Source organism: Pseudomonas sp. NPDC096950 (assembly GCF_044762525.1).
Classification (GTDB): domain Bacteria; phylum Pseudomonadota; class Gammaproteobacteria; order Pseudomonadales; family Pseudomonadaceae; genus Aquipseudomonas.
In genome coordinates this window covers 117021-141172 of the sequence record NZ_JBIWEL010000003.1, presented here as the reverse complement: position 1 = coordinate 141172, position 24152 = coordinate 117021, and the positions used below count along the sequence as shown (strand labels likewise).

Below are 24152 nucleotides of genomic sequence, written 5' to 3'. Positions count from 1 at the left end.
CAATGCCCTGTGGGAGCGAGCCTGCTCGCGAAGGGCCCCTTACATTCAACATCAATTTCAGCTTTCCGCTCTTCCGTTCAAGCAGCGCCTTACCACCGCTGCACTTCCTGCGAACGGCCTCACCTGGCTCCTCGGTTAAGGTGAACTTCAGGCGCCCTCGGGCGCCTTTTTTTGTCCTAGAGAATGAGCGGCCATTCGGCCAGCGCCCGATAGCAGCCCTTGTGGGATTCAAACAGCGTGAAATGCTCGGCGCGCAGGATAAATTCGGGCGGTGTTGCCGACTCAGGCACCGGCAATCGATAGTCCCGCATCAAGGTCAAATGCGGGCGAAATTCCTTGGGCGAATCCTCAAATCCAAACGGCAACATCGCCTGCTCCAGCGCATACACCAGCCGCAACAACTCCGGCGGCGCCTGTTCCGACGCCAGCACCAAAACCCCATGCCTGCGCCACACATCCACCCGATCCAGCATCACCCGCAACGCCACACCCGGCACCCGCACCTTCGCCGCCGCCGTGCAGATGTCGGCGATCTGCGCCACACCCACCGCGCCCAAGAACTTCAACGTCAGGTGAAAATTCTCCGCCGGCACCGGCCGTCCGCTGCGCAGTTGCAAAGCCCCGCGCCACTGGGCAATCGCCCGCCGCTGTTCCGGCGCGCAGTTCAGGGCAAAAAACAGACGCTTGAACGGTTCATGGGATTCGTCGCTCACGCCTGGCACCTCCTGACATGCACGTTATAGTTGAACCAACCGAATCAACCGGAGGGCGCCATGCGAGAGATCATCAGCAAAGAGCCATGGTGGGCGATGCCGCCGCAACCCGGCCAGGAGGAGTCTGAGCTGGAATGGGGCTGGCTGGTTCACTATAGCGAAGGTGAGCCGCGTTTCGAGTTTGTCCGGGAGCGGCCGACGGACAATGAGATCCGCAACCGCAAAAGCTGCAGGATCACTCCGTCGCCGGAATGATCCTGCGGTGATGCTTTACGCCTGCAGCACAATATTGAAACCACCAAACACCATGCGCTGGCCATCGAACGGCATCGGGTTGACGTCCTGCTGCATGCGTGGATCGACCATGACTTTCTGCATGCCGGCATCGCGGGTGGCCTTGTCGGGCCAGACGATCCAGGAAAAGATCACGGTTTCGTCTTCCTTGAGCTTCACCGCCATCGGAAATGAGGTCACCTTGCCGTCGGGCACGTCATCGCCCCAGCATTCGGTAATGCTCAAGGCACCGGCTTCCTTGAAGATCTTCGCGGCGATCTCGGCGTGCTTGATGAATTTTTCGCGGTTGGCGGTGGGGACTGCGGCGACTAAGCCATCGATGTAAGACATGTCATTCTCCTGCTGGGAGTTGGGGGTCGATCTGCTGGGTAGTCGATTCCGTCGGGCTCCAATCGACAGCGCCGCTGCTCGAACTGACCGACGGTACTTCAGCGCTCCCCGCCAGGTTGCCCTCGATTTGCGCGGCCAGGTACAGCGTACCCGCCATGACGCCAGTGGTCGGGTTTTGCAGCAGCTTCGCCCAAGCCTTGTCGAAGGTGTTGCCCAGGCTGCTGCGGATCAGTGCTTCGCTGTCCGGCCGGTCGTTGGCCTGGATGATCGCGCGGATTCCCGCCACCCCGACGGTGATCAAGCCGCCGGCCAGTTTGCCCGCCGCCGCAGCCACCGCGCTGGCGGCGCCACGGGTAGGCATCTCGGCTTCCATCCGTTGGCTGGCGCGCTTGGCCACCGGCGCCATGGCGGTGTCGGTCGAACCCACCCCTTTGTCGCCGCCGGCCTGGTGGATCTTGTCGATCAGCGCCGCGTAGGCCGGCAACGCGTTCAACGGTTCGGAATGCACCACCTGATACAGCGAAGCGTCCCGGGCCGGCGGCGGCCCCAGGGCAATCGCCGGGATTTTCTGGATCCGCCCGTTGAGCTGCGCCATCGGCACGCCGTGACGCTGGGAAATTTTCTGCAGTTCTTCCTGGAGAATGTCCACGTAGAACGCCGTGGCCAGGCCGAGAATCGCGTCGGGATCGATCTCCACCGCGACTGGCGCCAGCACGCGCTTCTGGTATTGCTCCAGCAGATAAGCCGCCAGACGCTTGGCCGAGGCATCCTGCTCACCCGTGGCACTGATCGTGTACCAACTGACCTTCATCGACAGCCATTCCTGGGTCCAATAACTGCTGAACCAGGGAATGAAGTTCTCTTCGGTCAGTTGATAGACCCGCGTGCGCCAGTAATCCATGGCCCCGCGCGCATAGATTTTGGTCTGCTCGGTGGCCGATTGCGACGCGGCGACAATCTCCCGGTCCACTTGCTGCCAAGTGCTAGGCGCCACCACCACGACTGGCGCTGGCGCCGGGGCACGGTCAGACGTGGCGCAACCGGCCAACACCACCATCACGGCAACGATCAACGAACGCAGGTTCACGATCGCGGTGTCCTGGAGTCGCTCCCGAGCGAAATGCCCAGTGCTCATAAAGCTATTGAGTTGAGTATAGGTTCAGGGTTTTGGCCGTTCGTCTGGAGTTTTTGTGGTGCCCTGGAGGCCGCCTTCGCGAGCAAGCCCGCTCCCACAGGGTCTGGCGTCGTTCACAGATTCTTGGCCCACTCTCAAACCACTGTGGGAGCGGGCTTGCTCGCGAAGAGGCCCGCCAGAACAATGAAAAAACCTTCACCATCATTCCCGTCGATATTCACCATCGCAACGAATGCCTTCCGCCAAAAAACCGTCCGGCGCAGGATCACCCCATACCCAACGCAAACCCCGTATCGGAGGGGCACATCATGTTGATCCATCTCCTGACCTGCCTGGCCCTGACCGCCGTCACCCTGACCCTGTTTTCCCGTTTCTTCCTGGACATCGGCCACACCGAGGAGCACCCGTCATGATCCGCATCGTTACCCTGGCCGTGAGTTTCCCGGTGTTTGGCACCAACTACTATTCGCAGCAGGTGGTCTCGCGCAAAGAGATCGCGCTGGTGTTCGACAAGAACTTCGAAGCGCTGCTGATGCCCGCCGCCGCCAATCACTTCAGCAACGAAGTGGTCGGGATCAATGACCAGTTCCGCTTCCTGAATGATGTGCTGGCCGAGCACCTGCTCGACACCGAAATGGCCCAGCTGTCCTCCCGCCAGTTCACCTTCTGACAGGCGTCACTTGCCCAGGTTTTGATTCATCAGACCGGGTTGCTGATTGGCGCTCTGCCACTGACGCAGGTTCTCGCAACCTTCCACATTGACTTCGGCCAGGTGACTGCGGGCGTCGCAGGTCATCGACCACTTTTGCCGCAGCGATGGGTACTTGATGAAGTCCGCGCGCGAGGGTGGTTCGCAGCCGGATAACAGTGCGACCGACATCACCGTGGCGGCCAGTTTCCAGGCGGCCGGATAGCTCATTTTTGATTGCATGGTTAGGGGCTTCCTGTTGTGGAAAACCTATCCTATGAGTTGAATGGTCCTACTAGAAGAGCCACTTACAGGGCATTTCATAGGGCCATTTTTTATAGCCTCTTAAGACGATTTCGCGAGCAAGCCCGCTCCCACACTGGAATGCATTCCAAATGTGGGAGCGGGCTTGCTCGCGAAGAAGCCCGCAAAATCACCCTCCCTCCCCAAGCCGTGCCCGTGACAGGACAGCGGCCAAATGCCACCTATACTCCAACCACCTAGCCGCAAAGGACCTGCGCTTCCAACAATAAAAAAGCAGAGGTGGAACATGGTCTGGCAGCAAATCTACGACCCGTTCGGCAACCCGGTGTTATCGACCGTCATGGCAGCAGTGCCGGTGGTGGTGATGCTGGCCTCCCTGGCGTTTTTTCATATCAAGGCGCACATGGCGGCCCTGCTGGCCCTGGCCTCGGCTTTGCTGATCGCCATTTTCGCCTTCGGCATGCCGGCGAACATGGCGGGCACGGCGGCGCTGTTCGGTGCGGCCAACGGGCTGCTGCCGATTGGCTGGATCGTGCTCAACATCATCTTCCTGCACCGACTGACCACCGAGAACGGTTCGTTCAAGGTGCTGCAGGATTCCCTGGCGCGCATCACCGATGACCGGCGCCTGCAATTGCTGCTGATTGCTTTCTGCTTCGGTGCTTTCTTCGAAGGCGCGGCCGGGTTCGGCACGCCGGTGGCGGTGACCGGGGCGATTCTGATCGGCCTCGGCTTCTCGCCTCTGGCCGCGTCGGGTCTGGCGCTGATCGCCAACACAGCACCGGTGGCCTTCGGCGCCCTCGGCACACCGATCATCACCCTGGCCAAAGTCACCGGGCTGGATGAAATGGAGCTGTCGATGATGGTCGGCCGGCAACTGCCGTTCTTCTCGGTATTGGTGCCGTTCTGGCTGATCTGGGCCTTCGCCGGTTGGCGCAAGATGCTGGAAATCTGGCCGGCGATTCTGGTGGCCGGGGTCAGTTTCGCCGTGCCGCAATTCATTGTCTCCAACTACCACGGGCCGATGCTGGTGGACGTGATCGCCGCGTTGATTTCCATGGCCTGCCTGACCGGTTTCCTCAAGGTCTGGAAACCCGCCACTGTGCACACGTCAGCGGCTTTGTCAGGACGTGTCGACAACTCCAAAATCGATGCCGAGCATGAGCAAAAACCCGAGGCCAGCGCCACGTTTGCCAGCGACGCCAAACCGGCGGTCATGCGCGCGTGGATGCCGTGGATCATCCTCACGGTGTTTGTGTTCGCCTGGGGCACCCAGGGCTTCAAGAACCTGTTCGATACCCGCGCCGTCATCGACCCGCAAACCCACTCCGCCACGCTCGACCCGCAGGGCAAACCATTGCGCGAGGCGAACCCGATCTTCTCCCCGGCGCTGACCTTCACCACCCTGCACCAGCAAGTCGAAAAAGTACCGCCGGTCGTACCGACGCCGAAAACCGAAGACGCGATCTACAAGTTCACCTGGTTCACCGCCACCGGCAGCGGCATCTTTTTCGCGGCGATCCTCGGCGGGTTGCTGATGGGTTATTCGATTCCGCAACTGGCGCGCCAATACCTGAAAACACTGTGGGTGGTGCGCTTTTCGCTGATCACCATTGCGGCGATGCTCGCCCTGGGCTATCTGACACGCTATTCGGGACTGGACGCGACCATGGGTCTGGCGTTCGCGGCCACGGGGATTTTCTACCCGATGTTCGGCACCCTGCTCGGCTGGCTCGGCGTTGCGCTGACCGGCTCGGATACGGCCTCCAACGTGCTGTTTGGCGGCTTGCAACGGGTGACTTCCGAACAGCTGGGCATCAGCCCGGTATTGATGGCCGCCGCCAACAGCTCCGGCGGGGTCATGGGCAAAATGGTCGACGCCCAGTCCATCGTGGTCGCCTCCACCGCCACTCGCTGGTACGGCCATGAAGGGGAGATTCTGCGCTATGTGTTCTTCCACTCCATCGTGCTGGCGATACTGGTTGGTGGATTGGTAACGTTGCAGGCGTATGTGGCGCCGTTCACGCACATGGTGGTCGGTGGGCATTGACGCTGACGCGGTCCCCTGTGGCGAGGGAGCTTGCTCCCTCGCCACAGGTTCGGCGTACTCCGGGCCTTTTATCAGCACGACCGGGAACCTTCCCCCGCCGCCGCTTATCCTTTGATAATCGACTAAGCTTAAAAGACTGAGCCAGTGCGCCCGGGCGCATCCTTTTGGTCGGTTCAGTCCCCCGAATAAACGTCCACCCGTTTTACGAATAGAATGCTAAATTTCCGCCACTAAAAAAGTTGCGTTGATTTGATGCAGGTAACCGATCGCGACGGCGATAAATAAGATCGCCCTGCCCATGATTCACGAGGCAGGCGCAAGCCTGATTATTTTGCAGCGGCGTCAGGACGTCGCTTTCCAAGGCAAATGCATGACCACTTCATCCGACCCAAAGTCCAGTGTTGCCACCTCAGCGCAACATCCGTTTCACCCACTCGACTTTGGTGTCGTCGGTATTGGCGCGTCTGCCGGTGGCCTGCAAGCCATCAAGTTGTTTTTCGACAACATGCCCCACGACAACGGCATGGCGTTTGTGATCATTCTTCACCTGTCGCCGGATCACGAAAGCATTGCCGACAAGATCATCCAGGAATCGACGCAGATGCCGGTCCTGCAGGTCACCGAAACGGTGCCCATCGAACGCAATCATGTGTATGTGATTTCTCCGGCGCACCGGCTGACCATGAATGACGGTTACCTTGAGGTCAGCCCGTCCGACCCGCGCCTGGGTCGAACCTCGGCCATCGATCTGTTCTTCCGGAACCTGGCGGATGTGCACCGTGAACGGGCCTTTTGCCTGGTGTTATCCGGCACGGGCTCAGATGGCGCCGTCGGCCTGTCGCGAATCAAGGAACAGGGCGGCGTGACCCTGGCCCAGGCCCCGGAGGACGCCGAGTTCGACGGCATGCCCAGGGCAGCCATCGAAACGCAAATGGTCGACCTGATTTTGCCCGTGGTGGAAATGCCGCAAAAGCTGCTGGAGTTGTGGCGCAACGCCAAGGCGATCACCCTGCCCACGGCCAACGATCCCGACCTGCAAGCCTTCGCCTCGGTCAACGAGCGTGACGCCGCGACCGCCGAACAATTGCTGCACAGCATTCTGATTCAGTTGCGCGCCGGCACCGGCCATGACTTCAAGCACTACAAGCGCGCCACCGTGTTGCGCCGCATCGAACGGCGGATGCAGGTCACGGCGCAGCCCGACCTGGCCGCCTATTACCACTATCTGCAAAGCAGCCCCGAAGAAACCAAGGCGTTGCTGGCCGACATGCTGATCGGCGTGACCAACTTCTTCCGCGACCGCGAGGCCTTCGAAGCCCTGGAGCGAGACGTGGTGCCGCAACTGGTCAACGCCGCCATCTCGGCCCAGCCGGAAAAAGAAGAAATCCGCGTCTGGTCGGCGGGCTGCTCCACCGGCGAGGAAGTCTACAGCCTGGCGATGTTGCTCAATGACCAAATGCAACTGGAGTCCAGCCAGGCCACGTTGCAACTGTTCGCCACCGACATCGACGAGCGCGCCATCAGCGTCGGTCGCAGCGGACTGTACCCGCAAGCGATCATCACGGATGTGCCGCCGACCCGATTGCGGCATTACTTCAGCAAGGAAGACCAGCACTACCGGATTCGCAAAGAGCTGCGCGAGAAGGTGTTGTTTGCCAAGCACAGCCTGTTGTCCGACCCACCGTTCTCGCACATGGACCTGATTGTCTGTCGTAATCTGCTGATCTATCTGGATCGAGAAGTCCAACGCGAGATCCTGCAAATGTTCCACTTTGCCCTGCGTCCTGGTGGCTTCCTGTTCCTCGGCACTTCCGAGAGCGCGGACGCCTGCCATGACCTGTTTGCCCCGGTGGACAAGCGCAACCGGATCTTCCGGGCCAAGACCGGCGCCGGCAACAGCCGCCGTCCTCCTACAATGCCGCGCGGAGGCTATGTGCGAACCGATATCACCCGCCAGGTTCCACAAAGCAGTGCGCCGCGCAAACTGTCGTTTGCCGACATCCACCAGCGCGCTCTGGAGCATTCCGCACCGCCGAGCATGATCGTCGACGCCAATGCCGACATCCTGCACATGAGCGAAAGCTCGGGGCGTTACTTGCGGCATGTCGGCGGTGAGTTGTCGCGCAATCTGCTGACGCTGATCATTCCGGAGTTGCGCCTTGAAGTGCGCACCACGCTGTTCCAGGCGCAACAAAGCAGCCAGGTGGTGAAGTCCCGGGCGGTGGTCATAAAACGTGAGGATCGCAGCTACAAAGTCGACCTTCTGGCCCACCCTTACCGTGACGAAGAATCCGACAGCGAGTTCGTCCTGGTGATTTTCGAAGAAGTCGAGGTCGACGCTGCCGACGTCGCCACCGGTGCCGCGCTGCAATCGGAAAACCAGGTGTTATCCAACCTTGAGCGGGAATTGCAACGCACCAAGTTGCAGTTGCAGGACACCATCGAACAATCGGAAGTCTCCAGCGAAGAGCTCAAGGCTTCCAACGAAGAAATGCAGGCGATCAACGAAGAACTGCGCTCGGCCACCGAAGAGCTGGAAACCAGCAAGGAAGAGTTGCAGTCGATCAACGAAGAGTTGTTGACCGTCAACTTCGAGCTGAAAACCAAAGTCGAAGAAACCGACAAGATCAACGACTATCTGACCAACCTGATCGCCTCCACCGACATCGCCACGGTGTTCGTCGACAGCAAACTGCGCATCAAGTGGTTCACCCCCCGGGCCACCGATATCTTCAGCATGTTGCCGGTGGACACCGGGCGCTCGTTGCTCGACATCACCCATCGCCTGGATTACGAAGACCTGGCGGGTGACGCGGCGCTAGTGTTCGAGTCGTTGAACATGATCGAGCGTGAAGTCAGCAGCACCGACAACCGTTGGTACATCGCCCGGATCCTGCCCTACCGCTCCAGCGAAAATCACATCGACGGCACGGTGCTGACCTTCATCGACATCACCAAGCGCCGGGCCGCCGAAGAAGAGTTGCGCATGGGCCAGGAACGCATGCGCCTGCACGACGAGCAAAACCAGGAACTGTCCGACATCAAGAGCAGCAACCACTTGAAGGATGAGTTCTTTGCGGTGATGTCCCATGAGCTCAAGCACCCGCTGAACCTGATCCAGCTCAACGCCGAACTGTTGCGGCGCCTGCCCGTTATCAAATCCGCGACGCCGGCGGAAAAAGCCGTCAGTACCATTTGTGAGGCGGTCAGCAGCCAGGCGCGGATCATTGACGATTTGCTCGATGTCGCCCGGGTGCGCACCGGCAAGCTGCGGCTCAAGCGTAGCGCCGTGGATCTGAACCGGATGCTGCAAGACGTCTATCAGGTGGTAACCAACGACAACCCGGACGTCGACATGTCGGTGCAAATGCCGGAACTCCTGGTGATCGATGCCGACCCGACCCGGGTCGAACAAATTGTCTGGAACCTGGTGAACAACGCCCTGAAGTTCACGCCTGCTGGCGGCAAGATTCAGCTGGTCACCGCCCACGTTGGCGGCATGGCCCGGCTTGATGTGCGTGACAGTGGTGTGGGCCTGAGCGCTGAGAGCCTGCATCAAGTGTTCGATCTGTTCGGCCAGGCCGCCAATCAGCATGCAACCCATCAACGGGATGGTCTGGGTATCGGCCTGTCGCTGGTACGCCAGTTGACCGAAGCGCATGGGGGTAGTGTCGAGGTGCAATCCGCCGGGTTGGGCCAGGGTTGTACCTTTACCGTACTGCTGCCCTTGAGACAGCCCCATGACCTGGTGGCGCCATCGACGCAAGCCGGCGAACAGTCCGGGCGTCTTGCCGGGCTCACGGTGTTGCTGGTGGATGACTCTCGGGACGTGCTGGACACCCTGAAAATTCTGCTGGAAATGGAAGACGCCCGGGTCATCGACTTCACCGAGCCACGCCAGGCGCTGGAAGCCGCCCAGACCGGTCGATACGACGTGGTGGTGTCCGACGTGGGCATGCCGGGCATGAGCGGCCACGACCTGATGCGCGCCTTGCGTGAACTGCCGCATATCAAACAAGTCCCGGCCATTGCCTTGACTGGATACGGTGCTGAAAGCGACATCGAGAAAACCCGCAAATCCGGTTTCGACCGGCATTTGGGCAAACCGGTGTCGTATGACGCGCTGATCGAGACGATTGAAGAACTGAGGCAGATACGGGGGGATTGATCTCCCCCACAGGGGATTGGTGTTGTACACAACATCTCCATCCGCCGCAGATTCCCTGTGGGAGCGGGCTTGCTCGCGAAGGCAGTGGGTCAGTCGATATCAATGTTGAAGGGCAAATAGCTTTCGCGAGCAAGCCCGCTCCCACAGTGGTTATGTGTCGAACACACCATTTCCATCCGCCGCAGATTACCTGTGGGAGCGAGCCTGCTCGCGAAGGCAGTGGGTCAGTCAATATCAATGTTGAATGGTAGATAGCTTTCGCGAGCAGGCTCGCTCCCACAGGGGATTGGGGTCGTACACACCATTTCCATCCACCACAGATTACCTGTGGGAGCGGGCTTGCTCGCGAAGGCGGTGGGTCAGTCGATATCAATGTTGAATGGTAGATAGCTTTCGCGAGCAGGCTCGCTCCCACAGGGGGATTGGTGTGCAGGCAGGCCTGTCCTTTTACAGATGCAACCACGCCAACGTGCCCAGCACCACACTCGCACCCGCCGCGGTGTAGGCGAGTTTTTTCAGCCATTCCTTGCGGGTCAGCAGGGTGATGGCGGCCAGGGAAATCGCGATCTGGATGGCGGTCATCGCCTGGGCCCAGCGGTGATGTTGATGCAGGGCCTGTTCTGATTTTTCATCCCACACCCGCACCTCTTCCTCCAGCGCTTCGGCTTTCTTGCGCACCACCTCTTTCTCTTGTTTGTAGCGCTCGGCTTCGGCCACATAGTGCGCGGCGTCGATGCCCGGGATATGGGTCGCGAGTTCGGACAGGTTCTGCCGACTGGATTTGGCCTGGTAGTAATTCCACTGGTTGGAGGCTTCGGTTTTCTCGATGGCGGCGTTGTTCTTGTCCATCGCCGCTTCGCTTTCCGTGGAGCCCGCCTGATAGCTGAGCAAGGCGCCGATGGTTGCCATGATGGCGGTCATCACCGCGATTTTGCTGGCGAAGTTATCGCCGGTGCCATGGGCGTGATGCGTGACGTGTTCGACATGATGTTCGTGGGGGCTGGGGACTTCGAACGCTTCAGACATGGCTTTGACTTCAGGGGTTGGACGAGTGCCGAAGTGTAAGGCCAGCCCTCCTCCAAAGCGCTGCCCACTGCAGAGCCGTTCAGCCAGGGTTCAGGCTGGGCTCACTCGGCGTTGTTCCAACAAATGCACCATCAGCCAGGCATACAACGTCACCGCGATAAACAGCCCCATGCGCACGGCAAACGCGGTGTAGACATCCTTGCCGGCGGCGCTGTCCTGCACCGACTGACCCAGCAGGATGATCAGCGTGATCATCGTATTCAGCCAGAACCCCGGACTGAACCGGGTCGGGCTCAGGGCATAGAGTTTGCGCGCCAGCACCAGGCCGAACAGCAGCATCCACAGGAAGAACATCCACAGGTGCACAAACAAACTCAGGGCACACCAGAAAAGAATCGCCAACACACCGCCCAGCAGCGTCGAGCCAAGCAACTCGCGACCGGCATTGCGCGCCGTGGTCGTGGAACTCTGCTGCCCCAGGCTGACGGCTTTGAGGATGATCGGCAGATAGCTGGCCGGATCGATCAGCGCCAGCAGGAACGCTGGCAACACGATCAACGTGGCACGCAGCGCGACCCGATCAACCTCCTCGGCAGGAAGTGTCGGCGCGACAGGTGACGGCGGCGCATTGGTCGGTTCGGGAAACAGCCCATGACTCACGATCACAACTATCACAGCAAGCAACAACCCTTTGACCAACGCGCCAATCACCAGCAACGCCAAATCAAAACTGGCAGTGCCCGCCGCCGAAATCATGGTCAGGCCGATCACCAGGAAGGTCACGATCAGGTTATTGCCGCCGCGCAGGCCAAAGCGAAACACCAGGAACAACCCAACACCAATCAGCAGCAACCCGCTGATCGGGTAATGCCCCAGCAGCGGAATCATTAACAAACCGATGCCAGTGGTGAGCATCGCCACCAGCGCCAGAGCCACCCCGGCCTTGAACGGCAATGGCCGATTCAGCGTGGCCAAAAACAGCAGCGCCAGCACCGGCGCAAGAAAGGGAATCGGCAACGCCAAGCCGAAACTCGCGGCCAGGCACAGGGCCGTGCCGGTGGCCAGCCTGAGTGAACGCTGATCCCGAGCCGTGCGCTTAGTAGGCATACGACAGCCAGCTCATCAGGCTCAAAAACACCCGACCCAGAGGATTCAATGGATTACCCGAGGCCGGGAACGCCATCACTTCCGCCTGCCCGCCCGCGCGGATAGCACGACTGTCGCGCAGGCTGTTCAACGCGTCCTCATCAAACTCGATCACCACCGGAAACCGCTGGGCCGGACGCAGCCAGTCGCGGCTGTTCTGCACGCTCGGCAAGGTGCCGGGCGCCGGCGGCTGGCCCACACTGACGCCGTAGCCGACGCTACGCACCCGACCGCCGAACACTTCACCGGGCAACGCATCCAGCACGATGGCCACCGGTGTGTCGGGCTTGACCAGGCCCAGGTTGTTCTCGGTCATGTCGGCACTGATCCAGATGTCGTGGATGGCGATCAGGGTCATCACCGGACTGCCCCCGGCAGTGAACTGGCCGACGTCGGTGCGCAGGTCGGTGATCAGCCCGGCCGAGCGCGCGCCGATACGGGTGTTGGCCAAATCCAGTTCGGCTTTTGACAACGCCGTCGCCGCGCTGCGGAGTAATGCGTTCTCCGCCTCGCTGCCGCCCTCCTGCTCCTTCGCCCGTTGCACTTCGGCCTCCGCCGCCGCGACCTGGCTCGAAGCCTGTTCAAGATTCGCCCGGGATACTTCCAGCAGGCGCACCGACACCGTGCCTTTATCCGCGCGGTACAAACCTTCCAGGCGCTGACTGTCCTGCCGCGCCCTCAGCTCGTTGGCCTGGGCCGAACGCAACGAGGCTTGCGCCGAAGCAATGCCGGCAGTGCTGGCACCGATCTGGCGGCGGGTCGATTCAAGGTCGGCGCGGGCGCGATCCACGGCAATCTGATACGGCTGCGGATCGACCTCGAAAAGAATGTCACCGGCACGCACGTCCTGGTTGTTGCGCACATTTACCCGGATCACCCGGCCCGCCACTTCCGACGCCACCGGAATCACGAACGCCCCGACCCGCGCCTGTTGCGTGTAAGGGGTGAAGCGGTCGGCCAGCAAGTACCAGGCGAGGCTGACGAGGGTCAGCAGCAACACCCACTTGATGCCTTTTTTCGCCGGGTCGGCGGCCGGTGCGGGCGCCTTGGGTGGAGGCGCTTCAACAGAGGGCTGCGCGGCTTCACTCATGCTTGTTCACCTTGTCGGACTGGGGAAAGACTGGCGGCGTTGCGGTGGGCTCGTCGAGCAAGTCGCCCCAGTCCGTGCGTTTTTCCATTTGTTTTTGCGTGGCGCGATCGACGATCGGCTGCGCGGCATACCAGCCACCGCCGAGGGCTTTGTACAGCGCAATCAGATTGCTCACGGCATTGCTGCGGCTGACCAGGTAGTTGTCCTGTTGTTCAAGCAGCGCCCGTTGCGCATCCAGCACCCGCTGAAAATCGGAAAAACCTTCGGTGTACTGCGCCCGCGCCAGCACCAGCGAGCGCTTGGCCGCCACTTCGGCCTGGCGCAGGATGCGTTCGCGCTCCAGGGATCTGCTCAAGCCGCTGGCGGCATCGTCGGCCTCCCGTGCAGCCTGGCGCACGGTGTCGCGATAGGACTCGATCAATTGCTGCAAACGCGCATCCTGCACCCGCACGTTGTTGCTGATCTGGCCATGGTCGAACAGGTTCCAGCGCAGGCTCGGGCCACCGACAAAATCCAGGTTGTTTGGCGTGCCGCCCACGGAACTGGCGGTCCAGACGATGCTGCCGAGCAAGGTCAGCGACGGGTAGAAATCACTGACAGCGACACCGATCAGCGCCGACTGGGCGGCGACATTCAGCTCGGCGGCGCGCACATCGGGGCGACGCAGCAACAGGTTGGCCGGCACATCTCGCAGCACCGCGTGGTCCAGCAGCGGGATCAATTCTTCATTGTCCGTCACTTGCGGCAATTCTCCCGGCGCCTGCCCGGTCAGCACGGCCAAGGCATTGCGAGTCCGATGCAACTGGTCTTCAAGATTGGGGATGCTGGCCAGCGTGCCGAGGTATTGGGTCTTGGCCTGTTGCAGGTCGAGTTCGGCAGTCTGGCCACTGTTGAACAACTTGCGGGTGATCTCCAGGCTGCGTTTCTGCTGCCGAGTATTGTCCCGAGCCACGCGCAATCGCGCTTCGGTGGTGCGCATGGAAAAGTAGGTGTCCGCCACTTGCGCGCGCAGCAGCACCAGCACGTCTTCATAGTTGGCCTGGGCAGCGAAGTAACTGGCATCGGAAGACTCAATCGCGCGACTGAAACGCCCCCAGAAATCCAGCTCCCAACCCACATCGAAGCCTTCGCTGAATTGCCAGAAACGGCTGTTCTTCGGATTGCTGCCGCTGTACTGGCGGCGCTCCGCGTAGAGCAAATCGACATTGGCCTGCTGCAATTGCGGATAACGCCCGGCCTGGGCGATGCCCAGTTGCGCACGGGCTTCCATCACCCGCAGGCCGGCGATTTTCAGGCTGGAGTTGTGGGCATCGGCGTCAGTGATCAACTGGTCGAGCACCGGGTCGTTGAAGACTTGCCACCACTGGCGCAGGTCCGGACTTTCGCCGCGCTCACTGGCTTTCTCCAGTGCTGGCGTGCTCCAGTGTTTGACCCATTCCTCGCCCGGCGGCTGGAAGTCCGGCCCCACGCGCGCGCAGCCGCTGAAGCCGAGCACCAGCAGCAAGAGCGGCCCCGACCGGATCAGCATGGCGGCACGTGAATGCATAGGGTTTTTCCCCGGCCAAGGAAGATGACTGGAGCATAGCCGTCCCTATGAAAGCCGAGCGGTAGAAAAACGCCGACTTGCTCACAGTCACGTGTCAGCTGCTACGCTTTTCAAGTGCTCGCAAAACAGCGGCAATCCATCAAAGGTGCGACCCTCATGACCACCCAACCCCACTCGGCCGGCTGGCGCTTCAAACTGGGCATCGTCATTCTCTGCTTGATGCTGGGCTCGTGGCTGATGGTGCCGCTCGCCGCCGCTGTCGGGGTGCCGGGCTCGAAAGTCGCGGCGCTGACCGGCGTGCTGTTTATCAGCAACAAGGTGCTGCTGATCCTGGTGATCGCGGTCATGGGCAAGGCCGGGTTCCAGCAGTTGAAACGCAGCGTATTCGGCTACGTGACTTCATTAGCGCCCAGTGCGGATACCGAAGTGGGCCCGTTTCGTCATCGCGTCGGCCTGGTGATGTTTTGCCTGCCGCTGATCTCGGCGCTTGTTGAACCCTACGTCGACAGTATCTGGCCGGGGTTGCGGCCTAATCTCTGGCAGCTTCAGTTGCTGGGGGATGTGATGCTGATCGGCAGCTTCTTCGTGCTGGGCGGCAATTTCTGGGACAAGGTGCGCGCGCTGTTTATCCGCACCGCCAGGGTTGCAAACGCCTAAACATAATCGACAGGAAACAGGCCAATGACCCGTCTGACCGCCAAAGACTTCGCCCCTGAATTGCTGGAACTCTACGACTACTACGTGCATGGCCAGATCAACCGGCGCGAGTTTCTCGACCGTGCGGCGCTGTTCACCCTCGGCGGTTTGACCGCCTCCGCCCTGCTCGCGGCCCTGAGCCCGAATTACGCCCTGGCCGAGCAAGTGGAATTCACCGACCCGGACATCCTCGCCGAGTACATCACCTACCCGTCCCCCAAAGGCAACGGCCAGGTGCGCGGTTATCTGGTGCGCCCGGCGAAAGCCACCGGCAAGGTGCCCGCGGTGGTGGTCGTGCATGAGAATCGTGGGCTCAACCCGTACATCGAAGACGTCGCCCGGCGCCTGGCCAAGGCCGGTTTCATCGCCCTCGCCCCCGATGGCCTGACGTCGGTGGGCGGCTATCCCGGCAACGATGAAAAGGGCCGGGAGCTGCAACTGACCGTCGACCCGGAAAAACTCATGAATGATTTTTTCGCCGCCATCGAGTGGCTGATGAGTCATGCCGCAGGCACCGGCAAAGTCGGCATCACCGGTTTTTGTTATGGCGGTGGCGTGGTCAACGCGGCAGCCGTGGCCTATCCGGAACTGGCCGCGGCGGTGTCTTTTTATGGTCGCCAGCCCGAGGCCAAGGATGTGCCGCGCATCAAGGCGCCACTGATGCTCCACTACGGCGAACTGGATACCCGCATCAACGAAGGCTGGCCGGCGTTCGAGCAGGCTTTGAAAGCATCGGGCAAGACCTATGAAGCCTACATCTACCCCGGCGCGAACCACGGCTTTCATAACGACTCCACGCCGCGCTACGACGAAGCAGCCGCCAAACTCGCCTGGAGCCGCACGCTGGATTGGTTCAAGCGCTATCTGGCGCTGAATGAAGGTCAGGCGGTCTGAGCATTACCGGCCTTTCTCGCGATCTCGATGCCCCAGTCCAGCGCATCTTCCATGTCGAGCAGGTGCGGCGATGGATCGTTGTCCTCAAGAATCACCGTGCCGTCCGGTCGGTAAACCCCGATAAACATCTCCAGTGAGCCGTCCCTGAGTATCCTGGCTTTCACTTCAATTTTGCAGCCATTGGGCAAGGTTTCGGTGTGGATCAGGTGGCGCTCGGTCATGTTGTACTCCCGGTTTGTTGGCCTTCAGCCCCCTATCAAAAGACACTGAAGTTTAACGCCAAACGTTATATTAAAAGCTCATTATTAATGGCGATAAAGACGCCTGTGATATATGAGAAAAAAGCTGCAAGTCTTTCTACTCATCGCGATTATTAATACCTGTCAAACGTCATCCAAACTTATCGCGATTAATAAAACGGCATTAAAAATTTAACAGGCCTTTTGCCTCCATTGGCCATTGCATATTCAAAGAGTCCTGCTTAACTGCAAAAACTGCTGATCGGAGCAGTGTCACAACTACCACGGAAGGAGTCGTTATGAGCAGTTCTTCGTCTCATCCCATCCCCCCGTACGGGGCTGCCATCCATGACGCGATCACGGAAGGCAATCTGCAAAAGATGAAAGCGTTATTGAAACAACGCGACGCAGCCAAAGCTGAACCCAAAGAGCTACAGACCGCCTACGAAAGACTGGCCAAGGAAGTTTCGCGCCAGGAAAAACACTAGCTCTGTTTTTCTCCCCTTATTGCAATGGAGGCAATAACCATGTCTGGTTCTAATCAACAGCCTGTCGGCTTGTTCCCGCTCGCCTACCGAATTGGTACTTCGGCGCCGGGCGCACAAAGCCTGGCACTTAATCTGCTGGTCTTTACCCCTGACGAAACAGTCAACGGCACAGCGGCAATCACTCAAGCAACCAACCCGCCGCTGGACGTGCATTCCGACGTCTGGGGCGAATACACCTACCTGACGGTCATGTCGCCGGGAGTCAGCAAAATCCTGATCACCGCCCAGGGCAATCAGGGTGGCCCGGGCTCCAATTCCATCGTGAATTTCAAGATTCAACTGGTGGTGGGCACCGACTGGAAGGACGGGGTCGCCAACTACACGTATTACGACGGCCAACGCTGGATCGAAGTGAACAACGTGCCCGCCCGCCTCGCCGAAACCGTGCGCTCCAGCGCCTTCCCGCCCCTGGAACCCGGCCCGGTGATTCCGCCGCAGTCTCCTTATCCGCCGATCATGCCGCTGTACGCCGCGCCGATTCAGAGCGCCATCGCCAGCGGTGACCTGGCACAGATGAAAAGCCTGGCCAGCCTGGCCAAACAGCAACTGGATCAGCAGCCACAACTGCAAAGTGCACTGGAAGCCGCCAAGGGCGAAATCAGCCGGCTCGAGCGCCGCTGACCCGGCCACTGAATGTGCCTGGCTTGTCCTGAAAACACTTAAGGGAGTTGCACCATGTCAATCGGACTTTTTCACACACGCCTCAACGTCAGCAATCATCTGCTCGGCGCCCCGGTTCTGACCCTCGACCTGCTGGTGGATACGGTTAAAAAGAAAGTCAGCGGTGTTGCCAGCATCTATCAAAGCACCTGGCCGCCGCTCAACTTTCGCGCCCGTGTCTGGGGTGAATACTCGGAGGCCAAACTGGTGCCGACGGCGGAAAACCACATCATCCTGACCCTCGATGGCAGCCCGAGCGGCCCGCTGAGCCAGATCGCCCAGACCTTCGGTTTGAAGGGCATTCTGGGGGCTGATTGGGTCAGCGGTTTTGTCGATTACAAATATCAGGAAGGGGGCACCTGGCATGCGGTCAAACATGCGGCCGTCAGCCCGGCTCCGGTAATTGTGCAGCCGGAACATCCGCACCACGCTCAGCCGCTGTACGCCGTTGCGGTGCAGCAGGCGCAAGCCAGCGGTGATCTGGCGCAGTTGAAAACGGTGGTGAGTAAAGGCGAACAGCAACTGGCTCACAGTGGCGCATTGCGCGGTGCGCTGGAGCAGTTGAACGCGGAGATTGCGCATCTGGAAGCACGCTAAACCGTCAGCGAAGTGATTGGAGTGATCCGTGGCGAGGGCTCGCTCCCTCGCCACAACTACGATGGATTCGTGCCGCGCACATGTCGGTGCGCAAGGATTTCCCATGTCAGACAATCGCCCTGCCCGCTACCTCAGTGAAACCGACCTCAAGCGCTACGTGCCGGTGCATGTGGTCTGGGAAATCACCCTGGCCTGCGACCTCAAATGCCTGCATTGCGGCTCCCGCGCCGGTCACCGACGCCCCGACGAATTGAACACCCAGGAATGCCTCGACGTCATCGACTCCCTGGCGGCGCTCGGCACCCGCGAGATCACCCTGATCGGCGGCGAAGCCTATCTGCGCAAGGACTGGACCCGACTGATCCAGGCCATCCACGACCACGGCATGTATTGCGCGATCCAGACCGGTGGCCGCAACCTTACCCCGGCAAAAATGCAGGCCGCTGTGGACGCCGGGCTGAATGGCGTCGGGGTTTCGCTGGACGGACTGGCGCCGCTGCATGATGCGGTGCGCAACGTGCCCGGCTCATTCGATAAAGCCGTGGACACCTTGCGCCGCGCCAAACAATCCGGGCTGGCAGTGAGCGTCAACACCCAGATCGGCGCCGCCACCCTGCCCGACTTGCCCGAACTGATGGACCTGATCATCGACCTCGGCGCCACCCACTGGCAGATCCAGTTGACCGTCGCCATGGGCAACGCCGTCGATCACCCGGAATTGTTGCTGCAACCCTACCAACTGCTGGAAGTGATGCCGCTACTCGCGCGCCTGTACCGCGAAGGCGTCGATCGCGGCCTGCTGATGAACGTCGGCAACAACATCGGCTACTACGGCCCGTATGAACACATGTGGCGCGGCTTCGGCGACGAGCGCGTGCACTGGAGTGGCTGCGCCGCCGGGCAAACCGTGTTGGCGCTGGAGGCCGATGGCACGGTCAAAGGCTGCCCGTCGCTGGCCACCGTCGGTTTCTCCGGCGGCAACGTGCGCAACATGAGCCTGCACGACATCTGGCACTACAGCGAAGGCATGCACTTCGGCCGCCTGCGCTCGGTCGACGACCTGTGGGGCTACTGCCGCGGCTGCTACTACAACGACGTCTGCCGTGGCGGCTGCACCTGGACTTCGCACTCGTTGCTCGGCAAACCCGGCAACAATCCCTACTGCCATTACCGCGCGCTGGACCTGCAAAAACGCGGGCTGCGTGAGCGGATTGTCAAACTGGAGGACGCGGCGCAGAAGTCCTTCGCGGTGGGGCGTTTTGACTTGATCACCGAACGCATCGAGACGGGAGAAACGGTGAGTAGCGTCAGCGACAGCGGTCAGGTGATCAAACTGGCGTGGGCGAACCAGGGGCAGAAATCACCCGATGAAGGTCGCGTGCCGACGCAACTGGCGTTGTGCCGTGGATGCTTGCAGTACATCCATCAACACGAAGTGACTTGCCCGCATTGTGCAGCGGATGTGGCGGCCGCGGAGGCCATGCACCAAGTGGATCGAGCGCGGCAACAAGGGATCATGAACACGCTGACCGGGTTGTTGGGGCTGCCGCAAAACACCCTGATGTAACGACTCAAAATGTGGGAGCGGGCAAGCCTCGCTCCTACAGGGGACTTGTGGCGGACACAAAACTACCGATCGACTGCTAAGGAAGCCTATGGATATTCCAGTGTTTTATTGGCATCAGAATTTCGGGTTCGGCTCAAGAGAAGCGCCCACTACCTGGATGATGCGTTTTGCCCAGCTTGAAGAACAACTCACGCAGATGAGCACCTTGCTGTCTTCTTCATCCAGTTCGTCCAGCGCGGTGGAAGCGGTCGCGGGCTTAAAGCCAATCGCTATTTTTGTGGCTCCGGAATACTTGTTTCGACCGCAGACCATTGAAAAAAATACGGTTACGGCACTCTCCTATTCCGAGCAGGAAAAACAAGACATCACCCGTTCCCTTGGGGCGTTAAGCGCAAAGTTTCCGGGGGTTCTGATGTTTTGCGGCACCGTTGTATGGCGCAAGGGTGTCGACGCAATTCCCTCACGCTTGCTGGCCTCGGCGTTGGCGGCATGGAACCCGCCAGGGCAAGAAGTCTTTGATGAAGAGGATCAGCAAACCGATATTTTTTATGACGCCTTCGACCCCACGGCCCTTCACCAACAGGCGGAGTTCGAGCGTCGAGCAAAGTACGCGGCCGGGATAGGCGCCTGGCATGCCGCCAGGAAGTCTCCCAAAAAAGGCGCTCCTGCGCGGTTATTCCGGGAACCTGCGATGGTGGCCAATATTGACGGGTTCAATCAACAGCAAACCTACCAACAAAAAATAGCCGCCCTGCAAGCCCCGGAGCTGAAGTACCTGGTAAAGAACACCTGTTTCGTTTACCTGAACGGCGAGCTCGTTCTCAAATACAGCAAACAGAACGACTTTCATGAAACCTACCAGAATGCCTCGATTCAATTTGTCCCGGGGACCCAGTGCCCTACGATCAACATTTGGGGGCACACACTCGCGATGATGATTTGTGCGGACTATAACGACCGCCACATCAAGACGTATGTCGAGGCCAACGCAATCATCTGGGTGACGATCTCCGACAGCCTTTCTGTCACGGCCGGTGAAAAACTGCCGCCCACCAAAACAAAGTCCGGTTTTGCCGCACATATTGCCGCTGCCGGCGATGAAGCGGGCTGCAAATTATTCCAGCGCTCCGGTAAAGGGGTTGCCGATGTGCCGCTAAAATCTGTGGGGCCCGTGCTGCTGCTCGGAATCCTGCCGATCCCGCTGCGGTAACGGACGCCGGGGCGGCGCTGCCAATGGACTAGACTGCGACAGTGATCGTCGTCCTCAGCCCGAGCCGTCAATGCCACTCAGAAAATCCAGCCGAATGCCACGAATCCTGGTGTACATCCTCGTCTCACTCGCAGCCCTTTACTTGCTGCTGTGCCTGGCGCTGTTCGTGTTTCAACGCGCCTTGATCTACTTCCCGCAACCCGGCGCCAGCGCCACGGCGGACACGGTGCTCATGCTGTCGGTGGCCGATGCGGATTTACAGGTATCCGTCAGGCCCCACGCCGGCCCCAAGGCGCTGATCTACTTCGGCGGCAATGCCGAGGACGTCTCGCAAAACCTGCCTTCGTTTTCCGACGCGTTCCCGGATCAGGCCATCTATCTGCTGCACTATCGAGGTTACGGCGGCAGCTCCGGGTCGCCTTCCGAAGAGGCCATTGCCCGCGATGCCCTGGACTTGTTTGACCGGGTCTACGCCGAACACCCGCAGGTGGCCGTGGTCGGTCGCAGCCTCGGCACCGGCGTCGCCATTCGCCTCGCCAGCCAACGCCCGGCGGCGCGCCTGATCCTGATCACGCCTTACAACAGCCTGCTCGAACTCGCCGCCCGCCAGTACCCGGTTTTTCCGGTGAAGTGGTTGTTGAAGGACACCTTTGACTCAGGCAAATACGCCGAGCACATCAGCGTGCCAACGCTCTTGATCGCCGCTGAAAACGACGACGTGATCCCGCGTTCGAGTACGGATCGGCTCTATGAACATTTCAATCCGGGTGTGGCGTCAATGAAGGTGATTGCGGGGGTGGGGCACAACTCGATTTCCGAAAGTCCCGAGTACCTCAGGTTGATAGGCGCCGGGCTATGACTTGCGCCGCGCCAGGCGTTGCACCCAGTTTCCGCCGTTGACTCGCTGGCATTGCTCTTCGGAATCGAACTGCACATGGGCGGCGACCGGGGTGACGAGCACCTCTGCTTCGGCTAACGCGAAGGTGGTCAGTTCAACCATGCGCTCGTCCTGCCCGTTGGCCAGTGCCTGATTTTTCTCGGCTTCGGTGTTGAAGACCCAGACCACTCGCAGGCTGGAGGGGAATCTGGCGTAATCGACTTCGTGGGTCAGCCAGCTGAAACCGATGATTTCGGCTTTGGCGGTTTCACAGGCTTCGGTCAGGGTGGCGACCAGGCGGCGTTCGAGGTGGGCTTGTTCGCGTTTGCTTGAAGCCATGGGGTGGTCCTTGTGGCTGGCTTGGGGGCGGTAATCATAGGCGCTTTTGTTGTCTGTTCGGGCCTCTTCGCGAGCAAGCCCGCTCCCACATTGGATCTGTGGCGTACACAAATCCCCTGTGGGAGCGGGCTTGCTCGCGAAGGCGGCCTCACAGCCACCACCAAAATCGGCGATGTGATCTCATCTCGGCCGCCGCACCGCCCTCACCTTGCCACTCCCGCCACCGCCACAAAAGAACTGATCCGCACCATCGGATTCCAGCCCCGAAACCCCAACCCCCGCCGGCATTTTCACGCTCTGCAAAACCTCGCCCGTGGCCGGATCCACGCGCCGCAACTCACTCTCATCGCCCTCCCACGTCCCGTGCCACAACGCGCCCTCGACCCAAGTCACGCCAGTGACAAAACGATTGGACTCAATGGTGCGCAGGATCGCGCCAGTCTCGGGGTCGATCTGGTGAATCTTGCGGTCGCGATATTCGCCGACCCACAGCGTGCCTTCGGCCCAGGTCAGGCCCGAATCGCTGTTGCCGGGCGCGGGGATGGTGTGGAGAACATGGCCGGTCTTGGGGTCGATTTTCTGGATGCGGTCGGCGGCGATCTGGAACAGGTGCTCGCCATCGAACGCGGTTCCGGCATCGGCGGTGATGTCGATCGAGCGCAAGGTCTGGCCGCTGGCCGGGTCGAGGGCGTTGAGTTTTTCGCCGCTGGCGAACCACACGCGCTGACCGTCCCAGGTCACGCCATGCACGGCGTCGACTCCGGCAAAAGGTCCATATTCACGGAGTATTTCGGCTGTTGAGTGTTTCATGATCGCTTCCTCAGTCACGGGTTGGTGAGGTGATCCTAATCACTGGGCAACGGCGCCGTGAGTAACAAAGTCGTCGCGAAACCCGGCACCGGCGGGGTCATCCAGCGTCGCGCCCGACCGCGTCCGAATGACTGCACCCTGGCGTCCGCCGCCAGCGTGTCGAGCGCCCGTTGCACGGAGCGCTGACTGATGCCGAGGGCGAGCGCCAGGGCGGAACTCGACCAGGATTCACCGTCGGCGAGGAACGCAAACAGCGCGGCGTATTTCTCCTCGACCGGTTGCGCCAGCAGCACCACGTCGCGTTCACCCCGCACCACCAACGCAAAACCGCTCGGAGTGGCGGTCACACTGGCCAGGGGCTCCAACGCCGCTCGCAGGCGCCCGACTTCGACGCGCAAACGGGCGCGATGGGATTCATCGCTGAGCTTCAGGCGAAAGGCTCGGGCGATCAGCGTTTCTCTGGACACGTCCCCCGGCCAGGCTTCCGCCAGCGCACGAACGATGGCGAACAACACCGGGCGCGAAGCCAGGGACACCGACATGCCGGCGCCGCGCACGCTGTAGCGGCAGGCGTCCACCACCAGCGAGGTTGAGGCGAGCAACGCTTCAACTTCCGCCAGCAACAGTGGCCGTTCCTGACCCTGGGCAATCAGCCTCGCGACGGGCGTATCGAAGATTCGGGTGGCGTGTTCGACTTCGGCGGTCAGCGCCGGGATCGCGGCGTCATGGGCCGCCGCTTCGGCGCGGGTCAGGGCCGCCTGCGCGGTGTTGGATTGCAGGCGCCGCATCGCGATCCCGGCCACCACCAGTTCATGTACCGCGCGCAAGGTTGGCGGCAATGGCGCCGGGTCGAGTTCGGCGAGTGTGTGCTGCGCGTCATCCAGGCGCCCGATCAGCAGCAAGCGTCGAATTTCCAGATACCGCGCATGGGCAGCGTTGACGAAATCGCCATGGGCTTCGAGGGTCCGGCGCGCCGTGTCGAGCTTCTTGACCGGCCAGCCGAGTTCCCGTGATGCCAACGCAATCTCGGCCTCGGCGACTACACACCGCGCCCGCGCCAACGCCTCTTTCGGCCCGAAGGCCCGCGCCGCTCGCTGCACCAGCGCCCTGGCCCGCACCAGATCACCGAGCTGCGCCATGGCGATGCCCCGCAGTGCCAGCGCAGCCGCGTCTTCGCGCAGGGCAACCCGGTTCAGCGCGCCGAGGGGATCACCCGCCGCCAGTGCTCGCGCTGCCGCCGTGATCAACGAATCCATCTGAGTCGC

Annotated in this window: 24 protein-coding genes; 12 read left to right on the top strand and 12 right to left on the bottom strand. The window is 60.8% G+C overall.

The window, feature by feature from the left end; all coding sequences use genetic code 11:
- Positions 1-176: 176 nt before the first annotated feature.
- Entirely contained in the window at positions 177-713 is a 537-nt protein-coding gene (thpR, locus tag ACIQY3_RS07670) for an RNA 2',3'-cyclic phosphodiesterase (RefSeq protein ID WP_403018307.1), read from the bottom strand.
- 60 nt (positions 714-773) lie between these two features.
- On the opposite strand from thpR, the gene ACIQY3_RS07665 reads away from it, so the two are divergent.
- Positions 774-968 (top strand): hypothetical protein, encoded by a 195-nt coding sequence (locus tag ACIQY3_RS07665; RefSeq protein ID WP_290029574.1) that lies wholly within the window; start codon positions 774-776, stop codon positions 966-968.
- A gap of 15 nt (positions 969-983) precedes the next feature.
- On the opposite strand, the gene ACIQY3_RS07660 is transcribed toward ACIQY3_RS07665, so the two are convergent.
- Positions 984-1337: a DUF1428 domain-containing protein gene (locus tag ACIQY3_RS07660; protein WP_123509042.1), complete on the bottom strand. Its 354-nt coding sequence runs from the start codon at positions 1335-1337 to the stop codon at positions 984-986.
- Position 1338: 1 nt separating this feature from the next.
- Positions 1339-2424, bottom strand: coding sequence for a hypothetical protein (locus tag ACIQY3_RS07655; protein WP_403018302.1), 1086 nt, complete (start codon positions 2422-2424; stop codon positions 1339-1341).
- Between the two features lie 457 nt (positions 2425-2881).
- On the opposite strand from ACIQY3_RS07655, the gene ACIQY3_RS07650 reads away from it, so the two are divergent.
- Positions 2882-3142: a hypothetical protein gene (locus ACIQY3_RS07650; RefSeq protein ID WP_403018299.1), complete on the top strand. Its 261-nt coding sequence runs from the start codon at positions 2882-2884 to the stop codon at positions 3140-3142.
- Positions 3143-3148: 6 nt separating this feature from the next.
- Here the strand turns inward: ACIQY3_RS07650 and ACIQY3_RS07645 are convergent, their stop codons facing one another.
- Positions 3149-3403 (bottom strand): hypothetical protein, encoded by a 255-nt coding sequence (locus ACIQY3_RS07645; RefSeq protein WP_403018297.1) that lies wholly within the window; start codon positions 3401-3403, stop codon positions 3149-3151.
- 307 nt (positions 3404-3710) lie between these two features.
- Here ACIQY3_RS07645 and ACIQY3_RS07640 point away from each other — a divergent pair, with 307 nt between their 5' ends.
- Entirely contained in the window at positions 3711-5474 is a 1764-nt protein-coding gene (locus tag ACIQY3_RS07640) for an L-lactate permease (protein WP_403018294.1), read from the top strand.
- A gap of 370 nt (positions 5475-5844) precedes the next feature.
- On the top strand, positions 5845-9642 hold the full coding sequence (locus tag ACIQY3_RS07635; RefSeq protein ID WP_403018292.1) for a CheR family methyltransferase: 3798 nt from the start codon (positions 5845-5847) through the stop codon (positions 9640-9642).
- Positions 9643-10089: 447 nt separating this feature from the next.
- Here the strand turns inward: ACIQY3_RS07635 and ACIQY3_RS07630 are convergent, their stop codons facing one another.
- From ACIQY3_RS07630 to ACIQY3_RS07615, 4 genes are all read right to left on the bottom strand, one after another.
- Complete coding sequence (locus ACIQY3_RS07630) at positions 10090-10668, bottom strand: DUF4337 domain-containing protein (protein ID WP_403018289.1); 579 nt, start codon at positions 10666-10668, stop codon at positions 10090-10092.
- Positions 10669-10758: 90 nt separating this feature from the next.
- Positions 10759-11775, bottom strand: a complete 1017-nt coding sequence (locus ACIQY3_RS07625) for a DUF2955 domain-containing protein (RefSeq protein WP_403018287.1) — start codon at positions 11773-11775, stop codon at positions 10759-10761.
- Positions 11765-12904, bottom strand: coding sequence for an HlyD family secretion protein (locus ACIQY3_RS07620; RefSeq protein ID WP_403018286.1), 1140 nt, complete (start codon positions 12902-12904; stop codon positions 11765-11767). Before ACIQY3_RS07620 ends, ACIQY3_RS07625 begins: the two co-directional genes overlap by 11 nt.
- The gene (locus ACIQY3_RS07615; RefSeq protein ID WP_403018757.1) at positions 12897-14432 is read right to left on the bottom strand and encodes an efflux transporter outer membrane subunit; all 1536 of its coding nucleotides are present in this window, start codon (positions 14430-14432) and stop codon (positions 12897-12899) included. Before ACIQY3_RS07615 ends, ACIQY3_RS07620 begins: the two co-directional genes overlap by 8 nt.
- 174 nt (positions 14433-14606) lie before the next feature.
- Here ACIQY3_RS07615 and ACIQY3_RS07610 point away from each other — a divergent pair, with 174 nt between their 5' ends.
- Complete coding sequence (locus ACIQY3_RS07610) at positions 14607-15107, top strand: transporter suffix domain-containing protein (RefSeq protein WP_403018283.1); 501 nt, start codon at positions 14607-14609, stop codon at positions 15105-15107.
- A gap of 24 nt (positions 15108-15131) precedes the next feature.
- Entirely contained in the window at positions 15132-16040 is a 909-nt protein-coding gene (gene yghX, locus ACIQY3_RS07605) for a YghX family hydrolase (protein WP_403018282.1), read from the top strand.
- Here yghX and ACIQY3_RS07600 read toward each other — a convergent pair.
- Entirely contained in the window at positions 16028-16261 is a 234-nt protein-coding gene (locus ACIQY3_RS07600; protein ID WP_403018281.1) for a hypothetical protein, read from the bottom strand. The genes yghX and ACIQY3_RS07600 overlap by 13 nt on opposite strands.
- Before the next feature lie 317 nt (positions 16262-16578).
- Here ACIQY3_RS07600 and ACIQY3_RS07595 point away from each other — a divergent pair, with 317 nt between their 5' ends.
- From ACIQY3_RS07595 to ACIQY3_RS07570, 6 genes are all read left to right on the top strand, one after another.
- Positions 16579-16767 (top strand): DUF1843 domain-containing protein, encoded by a 189-nt coding sequence (locus tag ACIQY3_RS07595; RefSeq protein WP_163913938.1) that lies wholly within the window; start codon positions 16579-16581, stop codon positions 16765-16767.
- A gap of 39 nt (positions 16768-16806) precedes the next feature.
- Entirely contained in the window at positions 16807-17448 is a 642-nt protein-coding gene (locus ACIQY3_RS07590; RefSeq protein WP_403018279.1) for a DUF1842 domain-containing protein, read from the top strand.
- 54 nt (positions 17449-17502) lie between these two features.
- Complete coding sequence (locus ACIQY3_RS07585) at positions 17503-18084, top strand: DUF1842 domain-containing protein (RefSeq protein WP_403018278.1); 582 nt, start codon at positions 17503-17505, stop codon at positions 18082-18084.
- A gap of 103 nt (positions 18085-18187) precedes the next feature.
- Positions 18188-19651 (top strand): GDL motif peptide-associated radical SAM/SPASM maturase, encoded by a 1464-nt coding sequence (locus tag ACIQY3_RS07580; RefSeq protein ID WP_403018277.1) that lies wholly within the window; start codon positions 18188-18190, stop codon positions 19649-19651.
- Positions 19652-19739: 88 nt separating this feature from the next.
- Positions 19740-20861 carry a hypothetical protein gene (locus ACIQY3_RS07575; protein WP_403018275.1) on the top strand — a complete coding sequence of 374 codons (1122 nt, stop codon included), beginning with the start codon at positions 19740-19742 and terminating at the stop codon, positions 20859-20861.
- Positions 20862-20931: 70 nt separating this feature from the next.
- On the top strand, positions 20932-21720 hold the full coding sequence (locus ACIQY3_RS07570) for an alpha/beta hydrolase (RefSeq protein WP_403018273.1): 789 nt from the start codon (positions 20932-20934) through the stop codon (positions 21718-21720).
- On the opposite strand, the gene ACIQY3_RS07565 is transcribed toward ACIQY3_RS07570, so the two are convergent.
- From ACIQY3_RS07565 to ACIQY3_RS07555, 3 genes are all read right to left on the bottom strand, one after another.
- Complete coding sequence (locus tag ACIQY3_RS07565; protein WP_403018271.1) at positions 21715-22077, bottom strand: hypothetical protein; 363 nt, start codon at positions 22075-22077, stop codon at positions 21715-21717. The two genes, ACIQY3_RS07570 and ACIQY3_RS07565, sit on opposite strands and share 6 nt — an antisense overlap.
- Positions 22078-22257: 180 nt before the next feature.
- A complete protein-coding gene (locus tag ACIQY3_RS07560; protein WP_403018269.1) occupies positions 22258-22887 on the bottom strand; it encodes a PQQ-binding-like beta-propeller repeat protein in 630 nt (209 codons plus the stop codon).
- Positions 22888-22922: 35 nt separating this feature from the next.
- A complete protein-coding gene (locus tag ACIQY3_RS07555) occupies positions 22923-24143 on the bottom strand; it encodes a helix-turn-helix domain-containing protein (RefSeq protein ID WP_403018267.1) in 1221 nt (406 codons plus the stop codon).
- Positions 24144-24152 lie beyond the last annotated feature (9 nt).

What these genes read in the sequence shown, in the direction of transcription:
- ACIQY3_RS07665 (WP_290029574.1), top strand. Translation starts at nt 774, where the DNA reads ATGCGAGAGATCATCAGCAAAGAGCCATGGTGGGCGATGCCGCCGCAA.
- ACIQY3_RS07660 (WP_123509042.1), bottom strand. Translation starts at nt 1,337, where the DNA reads ATGTCTTACATCGATGGCTTAGTCGCCGCAGTCCCCACCGCCAACCGC.
- ACIQY3_RS07650 (WP_403018299.1), top strand. Translation starts at nt 2,882, where the DNA reads ATGATCCGCATCGTTACCCTGGCCGTGAGTTTCCCGGTGTTTGGCACC.
- ACIQY3_RS07645 (WP_403018297.1), bottom strand. Translation starts at nt 3,403, where the DNA reads ATGCAATCAAAAATGAGCTATCCGGCCGCCTGGAAACTGGCCGCCACG.
- ACIQY3_RS07640 (WP_403018294.1), top strand. Translation starts at nt 3,711, where the DNA reads ATGGTCTGGCAGCAAATCTACGACCCGTTCGGCAACCCGGTGTTATCG.
- ACIQY3_RS07635 (WP_403018292.1), top strand. Translation starts at nt 5,845, where the DNA reads ATGACCACTTCATCCGACCCAAAGTCCAGTGTTGCCACCTCAGCGCAA.
- ACIQY3_RS07630 (WP_403018289.1), bottom strand. Translation starts at nt 10,668, where the DNA reads ATGTCTGAAGCGTTCGAAGTCCCCAGCCCCCACGAACATCATGTCGAA.
- ACIQY3_RS07625 (WP_403018287.1), bottom strand. Translation starts at nt 11,775, where the DNA reads ATGCCTACTAAGCGCACGGCTCGGGATCAGCGTTCACTCAGGCTGGCC.
- ACIQY3_RS07620 (WP_403018286.1), bottom strand. Translation starts at nt 12,904, where the DNA reads ATGAGTGAAGCCGCGCAGCCCTCTGTTGAAGCGCCTCCACCCAAGGCG.
- ACIQY3_RS07615 (WP_403018757.1), bottom strand. Translation starts at nt 14,432, where the DNA reads ATGCTGATCCGGTCGGGGCCGCTCTTGCTGCTGGTGCTCGGCTTCAGC.
- ACIQY3_RS07610 (WP_403018283.1), top strand. Translation starts at nt 14,607, where the DNA reads ATGACCACCCAACCCCACTCGGCCGGCTGGCGCTTCAAACTGGGCATC.
- yghX (WP_403018282.1), top strand. Translation starts at nt 15,132, where the DNA reads ATGACCCGTCTGACCGCCAAAGACTTCGCCCCTGAATTGCTGGAACTC.
- ACIQY3_RS07600 (WP_403018281.1), bottom strand. Translation starts at nt 16,261, where the DNA reads ATGACCGAGCGCCACCTGATCCACACCGAAACCTTGCCCAATGGCTGC.
- ACIQY3_RS07595 (WP_163913938.1), top strand. Translation starts at nt 16,579, where the DNA reads ATGAGCAGTTCTTCGTCTCATCCCATCCCCCCGTACGGGGCTGCCATC.
- ACIQY3_RS07590 (WP_403018279.1), top strand. Translation starts at nt 16,807, where the DNA reads ATGTCTGGTTCTAATCAACAGCCTGTCGGCTTGTTCCCGCTCGCCTAC.
- ACIQY3_RS07585 (WP_403018278.1), top strand. Translation starts at nt 17,503, where the DNA reads ATGTCAATCGGACTTTTTCACACACGCCTCAACGTCAGCAATCATCTG.
- ACIQY3_RS07580 (WP_403018277.1), top strand. Translation starts at nt 18,188, where the DNA reads ATGTCAGACAATCGCCCTGCCCGCTACCTCAGTGAAACCGACCTCAAG.
- ACIQY3_RS07575 (WP_403018275.1), top strand. Translation starts at nt 19,740, where the DNA reads ATGGATATTCCAGTGTTTTATTGGCATCAGAATTTCGGGTTCGGCTCA.
- ACIQY3_RS07570 (WP_403018273.1), top strand. Translation starts at nt 20,932, where the DNA reads ATGCCACTCAGAAAATCCAGCCGAATGCCACGAATCCTGGTGTACATC.
- ACIQY3_RS07565 (WP_403018271.1), bottom strand. Translation starts at nt 22,077, where the DNA reads ATGGCTTCAAGCAAACGCGAACAAGCCCACCTCGAACGCCGCCTGGTC.
- ACIQY3_RS07560 (WP_403018269.1), bottom strand. Translation starts at nt 22,887, where the DNA reads ATGAAACACTCAACAGCCGAAATACTCCGTGAATATGGACCTTTTGCC.
- ACIQY3_RS07555 (WP_403018267.1), bottom strand. Translation starts at nt 24,143, where the DNA reads ATGGATTCGTTGATCACGGCGGCAGCGCGAGCACTGGCGGCGGGTGAT.